The organism is Pseudorhodoplanes sp. (genome assembly GCF_046289595.1).
GTDB lineage: Bacteria > Pseudomonadota > Alphaproteobacteria > Rhizobiales > Xanthobacteraceae > Pseudorhodoplanes.
This window is the reverse complement of sequence record NZ_JBKBVB010000183.1, coordinates 1-5,401: the sequence shown is the minus strand read 5'-3', so window position 1 is coordinate 5,401 and position 5,401 is coordinate 1. Positions and strand designations below refer to the sequence as shown.

General features: G+C 65.0%; 4 protein-coding genes. 2 read left to right on the top strand and 2 right to left on the bottom strand.

The window, feature by feature from the left end:
• The coding region (locus ACK41X_RS22330; protein WP_409728170.1) for a phenylacetaldoxime dehydratase family protein at positions 1-435 on the top strand (435 nt) is incomplete at its 5' end.
• A gap of 9 nt (positions 436-444) precedes the next feature.
• Here ACK41X_RS22330 and ACK41X_RS22325 read toward each other — a convergent pair.
• Complete coding sequence (locus ACK41X_RS22325; protein ID WP_409728167.1) at positions 445-699, bottom strand: DUF6460 domain-containing protein; 255 nt, start codon at positions 697-699, stop codon at positions 445-447.
• 138 nt (positions 700-837) lie between these two features.
• Positions 838-2,958, bottom strand: a complete 2,121-nt coding sequence (locus tag ACK41X_RS22320) for an AsmA family protein (RefSeq protein ID WP_409728164.1) — start codon at positions 2,956-2,958, stop codon at positions 838-840.
• A 273-nt stretch (positions 2,959-3,231) separates the two neighbouring features.
• Here ACK41X_RS22320 and ACK41X_RS22315 point away from each other — a divergent pair, with 273 nt between their 5' ends.
• Positions 3,232-5,187: an acetoacetate--CoA ligase gene (locus ACK41X_RS22315; protein WP_409728161.1), complete on the top strand. Its 1,956-nt coding sequence runs from the start codon at positions 3,232-3,234 to the stop codon at positions 5,185-5,187.
• Positions 5,188-5,401 lie beyond the last annotated feature (214 nt).

The following is a 5,401-nucleotide window of genomic DNA, read 5'->3' as shown; positions in this document are numbered from 1 at the left end:
CGCATCGTGCCGCACCACAATCTTTGCCTGATCCGGTCCGGGCAGGACTGGTCGGATACCGACGATGCCGAACGCAAGATGTATCTCGACGACGTCGAGCCGGTGCTGCGCGCCGGGATGGAATTCCTGCGCGACGAGGGTCTGTCCTGCGGCTGCTTTGCCAATCGCTACATGACGGTGATCGGCGAGGACGGGCAAAAGCTTGAGAAAACCTTCGGCATGAGCTGGTGGAGGAGCCTCGACGCGCTGGAACGCTGGGCGGAATCGCACCCGACCCATGTTGCAATCTTCGGTGCGGCGATGCGCTATCTGATGAAGCTCGGCCCGGCAGCGAAGCTGCGCCTTTATCACGAGGTCACGGTGGCTGCGGCGGACGAGCAGTCTTTCGAGTACCGCAATTGTCACCCGAAGACGGGGATGTTGCGCGGGCTGTAGCGATTGAGCTCACTCGCTCTTGGCGCCGGGCGGCCGGAACAGGAACACCAGGAACCAGACCGGCAGGATCACGAGAGCGCCAAGCATCAGGTTCGGCGCGGCCCAGTCCCAGGCCCGCCGGCCATATTCGCTGACCCGCTCGGGCGTAACGCCGGCCTCGCGCAGCAACGCTTCGGCGGTGATGCCGAAATGCGAGAGGATGGTGCCGACGATCAGCGAGGCGACGGCGATCTTCACCAGCGTGCGCAGGAGAGGAAACAGCATCCGCGGTCTCTGATTCGCACTTTCGCGAATCATAGAGTGTTTTCTGGCAAAGTGGGTAACGGCCCGCCGTTGAAAATGCGTGCCCCGAAAGTCTGGCCGAATGCGCGCAGGCCACTATGGATGATGACCGGCCCGCCTCTATGGCTTTGCCGGTGCGCGCGTTGTGGCTTCGGTGGCGCTGTCGGGCTGAAGCGGCGTGCCGACGCCGGCCGCGGACTCTTTGTCCCGGTCGGGAGGCATGGCGGCTTCGCGCGCACCCGAGGTGACATCCGGCTGCGGCTCCTCAGCGGGTGACAGCCCCGTTGCCGGAACCGGCGAGACCGCGGGCGCGTCGCTGTCCCTGACAAGCGGCGGCGAAACCGCGGCGGGTGCGGCCTCCCGGATCATGGGCATGACAGGCTGGGCGGCGGGTGTGGCAGGCGGCTGGCGCGCCTGTTCGCGCCGTGCCCGCAGCGCCTCCAGAAGCGGGGCCGCGGCGCCGGAGCGCTGGATCAGGATGTGGGCGTCGGGCAGCAGCAGCGGATCGTCCCAGGGCCCCTGCACGGCAAAGGGAAGTTCGAACGGTTTCGCATTGGCGCCGGCGGCGACCAGCGTCGCCACGCCTTTCATGTCGAGATCGCGCGAGGGGATCGAGGCCTCCCCGATCATGGCAAGGCGGACGGCGGTTCCCCGCAAGGTCACGTCCTCGACCGAAATCTTCCCGTCGGTGATCGTCAGATTCACAGCCAGCTGCTCGAACGGTGTGCGGCCGGTGCGGTATTCGTTGCCGCCGGACAGCGGCCGGCGCTCCAGGCGTCGCAGCAATTGCTCGACATTCATGCCGGTCAGCGCGCCCTTGTTCGCCGTGAGTGTCGCTTCGCCATTGAGGGTTCGGGTCAGCGCGTAGACATTCGGCCCCGAGCCTTCGAGCGTCACGGTCATGTTGCCGCGGCCCTCGATCCGCTTCACGCCGAAAATGTCGCCGATGCATCGTTCGAGGTTGACGCCGTCGAACTGAAGCTGGGAGGTGAAGCTCGCGCCGTGTTCGGATTTGGCAAGCCCGAGGCTGCCGCGAATGACGCCGCCGAAACCGCGCGATTCGCCGATCGAGACGCCGAGCTTGCCGCCGCGCAGATTGGTGGCGATCGCGGTGCGCCCCAGGCTGGTCGATCCGATGGTGACTTTTCCGGCCGAGAGCCGCAGATCGAAATCGGCGGTGGCGAGACCGTCGAGGTTGAGGCGCGTGCGACTCCATTCGCGTTCGGTGGAGGTCAGCAGGCGGACCGTCGACAGATAGGGCGTCAGATCGAGATGGTCGACGGCCAGCGTGCCCTGCAGGGTCTGGCGGCCGTCTGCCGCAAAGGTCAGAACGCCCTCGGCGGCATTGCCATCGAGTTCCAGATTGACCTGCGATAGTGCGACGGTGCCGCCGACCACGTTGGCCTGTGCCTTGAGCGACATCCGCTCGAACCCGCCGCCGGGCAGCGGCTTCTTGCCGAGCCAGAGCAGTGCGCGCCGCAGCGAGGGCGAATCGGCAGATGTGGCGCCTTCGATTTTGAGGGTCGGCCGGGTCGCAACGGCGCCGTCAAAGGTGAACTTGAAGAGGGCGCCGCCAACCCGCGCCTTCAGCGTCGAGCGTTCGCCCTGCAGGGCGGCATTGAAATTGGCGAGCGTGACGCCGATTTCCAGCGGCTCGCCCCGATACCGGACATGGCCGGTTGCCGCAAAGCTGCGAGAAATCGCCGGCCAGGCGAGCGACAGATCCGCATGCGAAACCACCTCGTAGATCTTGTGGAAATCGTCGCGAACGATCAGCGTCCCGTTGTTGATGCGGATTTCGGAAAAGGAGGGCGCTTCCGGTTCGACCGCACGGCCGAGTGAACTGATCAGCCGCGCCCAGTTGGAGCGGCCGCGTTCGTCCATGGCGAGGATGATACGGGGATTTTCGAGGGTAATGTCGGCGATGTCGATCCGGCCCATCAGGAGCGGCAGGAAGCTCAGACGGGCGACCAGCCGGGCTGCATGCAGCGGCGGCTCGGCCATATCCTCGCCGAGCGCCACGTCGGTCAGGGCGACCTGGCCGGACGGAAACAGGGAGACCGAAACATCGCCGCGCAGCAGCGGATTGAGTCCGGTTGCGGCCTTGATCTCCGACTTCACCGCTTCACGGACATGGTCCTTCGGAATCAGGAAGGAGACGACGGCGAGTGCGCCGAACACGCCCAAAACCAGGGCACCGACCGCAAGAGCCAGGCGTTTGAAGCCAGTGACCGCTGACAACGTCATGTTTTCCGGTTTCGAGGCGGCCGAACTATAGGGGCCATGGGTCGCGGCGCGCAACCTTGCGCCGGCCGCAAAACACCACCCGTCTGTGACGCTTTCGTGGCCGGTTCCGCGGCATCGGCATGCTCAATCGCGATGGAGCATCGCACGGTGGAGGCCGAGGCCTTTCGCCCGCTGGCTTACGGGCCGATCTTGACCGCTGACCTTGCCTGCTGTGCTGGTGTATGGGGGGCCGGCAATCTGTGTTCGTGCCGGAGGGGAAATCTGACGATGACTGACACACCGCTGTGGACGCCGCGCCCGGAGCGCGCGGCCGCGACCCAGGTCATGGACTTCATGCGGCAGGTGAACGCCCGGTACGGTCTCGCGCTGACCTCCTACAAAGAGCTTCACGGCTGGTCGGTTGCGCATCCGGACCTGTTCTGGGACCAGGTCTGGGATTATTGCGGCGTGATCGGCGACAAGGGCGCTCGGCGCCTGATCGACGGCGAGCGGATGCCTGGCGCCCGGTTCTTCCCCGATGCGCAGATCAACTTCGCCGAGAATCTGCTGCGCAAGACCGGGCCGGGCGATGCGCTGGTGTTCCGTGGGGAAGACAAGGTGTCCTACCGCTGGTCATGGGACGATCTGCATGTCTTCGTGTCGCGGGCGCAGCAGGCGCTGGCCGCGGCCGGTGTGGGCAAGGGCGACCGCGTCGCCGCGATGCTGCCCAATCTGCCCGAATCCGTCGGGCTGATGCTCGCCGTCACCTCGCTTGGCGCGATCTGGTCGTCCTGTTCGCCGGATTTCGGCGAACGCGGCGTGCTCGACCGCTTCGGCCAGATCGAGCCGAAGGTGTTCATCGCGGTCGACGGCTACTGGTATAACGGCAAGGCGCTTGACCTCACGGAGCGGCTCACCGCGATCGCAAGCCAGCTTCCCACCGCGCAGAAGGTGGTGATCGTTCCCTATCTGAAGACCGCCGACGCCGTCGCGGCCAAGGTGCCTCGGGCTGTGACGCTCGACGGCTTTCTGAAGGATTTTGCGGCAAGGTCCGTCACCTTCACCCGCGTGCCGTTCAATCACCCGGTCTATATTCTCTATTCGTCCGGCACCACCGGCGTGCCGAAATGCATCGTGCATGGCGGCGGCGGCACGCTGCTGCAGCATCTGAAGGAGCATCGCCTGCAGAGCGATGTGCGCGATGGCGATCGCGTGTTCTATTTCACCACGCTAGGCTGGATGATGTGGAACTGGCTGGTCTCCGGCATCGGCGCCGGCGCGACGCTGATCCTGTGGGACGGCTCGCCGTTTGCGCCGAAGCCCGACGTCTTGTTCGATTATGCGCAGGACGAGAAGATCACGCTGTTCGGTACCTCGGCCAAATACATCGACGCCTGCAAGAAGGCCGGCGTCAATCCGGCCAAGACCCACGATCTGCCGGCGATGCGGGTGATGACCTCGACCGGCTCGCCGCTGGCCGCCGAAAGTTTCGATTACGTCTATTCCGACATCAAGCGCGACCTGCATCTCGCCTCGATCTCGGGCGGCACCGACATCGTGTCGTGTTTCGTGCTGGGCGATCCGACCGCGCCGGTCTGGCGCGGCGAGATCCAGGCCGCCGGTCTCGGCATGGCGGTCGATGTGTGGTCGGACGAGGGCCGGCATATCGAGCAGGAGAAGGGCGAACTGGTCTGCGTGAAGCCGTTCGTCTCGATGCCGGTGATGTTCTGGAACGATCCGGACGGGAAAAAGTATCGCGCGGCCTATTTCGAGCGCTTCCCCAATGTGTGGTGCCACGGCGACTTCGCCGAATGGACCAGGCATGGCGGCATGATTATCCATGGCCGCTCCGACGCCACGCTCAATCCCGGCGGCGTGCGGATCGGCACCGCCGAGATCTACGCGCAGGTCGAACAGATTCCGGAGGTGCTGGAGGCGATCGCAATCGGACAGGATTTCGACGGTGACGTGCGCGTCATCCTGTTCGTGCGGCTGAAGGACGGCGTCACGCTGGACGATGCCTTGCGCGACACCATCAAGAAGAAGATCCGCACCGGCGCCTCGCCGCGCCATGTGCCGGCCAAGATCATCCAGATCGCCGACATCCCGCGCACCAAGTCCGGCAAGATCACCGAGCTTGCGGTGCGTGATGTGGTGCATGGCCGGCCGGTGAAGAATACCGAAGCACTGGCCAATCCCGAGGCGCTGAAACTGTATGAGGGGCTGCACGAATTGCGGAGTTAAACGTCGCGTGTTGCACCGTCTTGCCGGAGCGGCGCTGCGCTTAAGCATGTGGTGCCGGGCAGGCGGGCGGCCGTTTCACAAAAGCCGAGGGCTGCGGGGCTAGGTTCTGTACCCATAAAGGGGATTCCCGAAGCGGGTGTAAAGTGATTCAACCTCCTGACGGAGGAGATCATGGCCCGTTTCGATCTCAGTGATGCGGAGTGGCGGATCATCG

Coding starts and splice junctions, on each gene's coding strand:
- ACK41X_RS22325 (WP_409728167.1), bottom strand. CDS start 699: ATGCTGTTTCCTCTCCTGCGCACGCTGGTGAAGATCGCCGTCGCCTCG.
- ACK41X_RS22315 (WP_409728161.1), top strand. CDS start 3,232: ATGACTGACACACCGCTGTGGACGCCGCGCCCGGAGCGCGCGGCCGCG.